Annotated in this window: 1 protein-coding gene; it reads right to left on the bottom strand. The window is 52.4% G+C overall.

The window, feature by feature from the left end:
• Positions 1-1,229 (bottom strand): group II intron reverse transcriptase/maturase (ltrA, locus tag JG50_RS0116570; RefSeq protein WP_033102234.1); only part of this gene is annotated, 1,229 nt, incomplete at its 3' end.
• Positions 1,230-1,913: the final 684 nt, after the last annotated feature.

Genomic DNA, 1,913 nt, shown 5'->3' with positions numbered 1-1,913 from the left:
TGGGGTTTGTCATCAATCTCACTCTGCCAATAGGCAGAGTCAAGCGTTTTGTGAAGGATGGGACTACCAGCAATTCGCCAATATTTCTTGCGTGTGTTTCCCCATTCAAAGGCTTTCCCCTTCGGCACACCGAGTGAGATCAGTTTCCTGATCCGGGTTCTTGGAGTTTTCCATTGTTTCCACAGACACATGCGCAGTCTCCTTCTCAGCCATTCGTCCAGTCGGCGAAAAGGGGTGGGAGTGTCTGCGAGGGCAAAGTAATTGCACCATCCCACAATGAGTTTATTGATCTCTTCGATCCTGTTTTCTATGGGGATCGGCTTGGAACGGGAGGTCAGTTCCTTCAGTTTCTGTTCGACTTGTTTCAAGCTTTCTCTGGCAACGCGAATTTTCGGTTTGCGTTCCCACGTAAAGCTGAAGCCGAGAAACTTTCGTTTCCACGGCCGGTCGACTGCACTTTTCTCCATGTTCACTTTCAGACGGAGTTTATTTTCAATGAAGTGAGTAACTGAGGCCATGACCCGCTCACCCGCCCGTCTGGATTTTACATAGATATTGCAGTCGTCCGCGTAGCGGACGAACCGGTGCCCTCTTCGTTCCAGTTCTTTGTCCAGTTCATCCAGAACAATATTCGCAAGCAACGGACTTAATGGGCCACCTTGCGGCACCCCTTGTTCATTGGCTACCTTCACTCCGCTGATCATCACACCAGATTCGAGGTATCGACGGATCAATTTGAGGAGTGTCCTGTCCTGAATTCTTTTCGCAAGAATTCCCATCAGCCGATCGTGGTTGACCCGGTCGAAGAACTTCTCCAGATCGATGTCCACCACCCAGCGATACCCTTCTTCCATATACGAGCGAGCTTTCTTGACTGCGTCGTGCCCGCGTCGACCCGGTCTGAATCCATAGCTGAATTCAGAAAAGGTCGGGTCAAAGAGTGGAGTGAGGGTTTGCGCGATTGCTTGCTGGATGAAACGATCCAGAACGGTAGGAATGCCAAGTAACCGGACTCCCCCGACGGGTTTCGGGATTTCGACCCTTCGGACAGGAGACGGTACATAGCTTCCATCTTCGATGGAAACGCGGATGGAAGCCCAGTGGGTCATGAGATAAGCCCTGAGGGATTCTACGGGCATCCCGTCCACTCCATTGCTCCCTTTGTTCTTTTCCACTCGTCTAAGCGCTTTTCGAAGATTTTCACGTGACAGGATTCGCTCCATTAGCATTTCGACATTGCCCGCTTCGTGAACATGTCGGTCCATTTGTGCCATCCCTTGCTCCGCCCTCCCGGAGTCCCCACGGGATTCACCGTTTCCTCCTCCGGGCAGGTCCGTTTCGGATTGGCTGCTTCATTGCAAGAGAATGGACGCCTGGTGACGTGTTCTCCTCAAGTGTTCGGTCCTTCCCCGTTCAGGCGTCCCCTACTTGGGTACTATGACCTCTGCTGACTTCTGGCTGTTCAGCTCTTCCTTCCGAAAGAGGTTACCATGAGAGCATGGCATACCAGCCAGACCTCCCCGGGTAAGCGCACATCCTTCCCCTCCATCCACCCGCCTCATTTACCCTGCACCGCCTTCGGCAGCAAGGACTTTGTCTTGTTGCGCAGACTCATCCAACGGTGCCTGGCCTCGTATGAGGTTCGTGTTCCTCGGGCCGGAGGTTTGCCGCCGGCTTCCTTTGGATTCCGCCTCGCGGCGGACACCCTTGCCTTAAGCTAACTGCTACTGCTGCCTTCACAGTTCGGGACTTGAACCCTATAGCATGCGCGCATGCCGGGCGCACGCAAATCAAAAAAAGCTACCTAATGGGGTAGCTGAGATTGATGACAAACCCCACCCTTTTCTTCGGAAAAGGAATGGGGTTTTGTATATTTCTAGGATATATACAGATAAAGTAAACCTGATGTGACC

The organism is Thermoactinomyces daqus (assembly GCF_000763315.1).
Taxonomy (GTDB): domain Bacteria; phylum Bacillota; class Bacilli; order Thermoactinomycetales; family Thermoactinomycetaceae; genus Thermoactinomyces_A; species Thermoactinomyces_A daqus.
The sequence above is the reverse complement of the archived record's forward strand: the minus strand, read 5'-3'. Positions and strand labels throughout refer to the sequence as shown.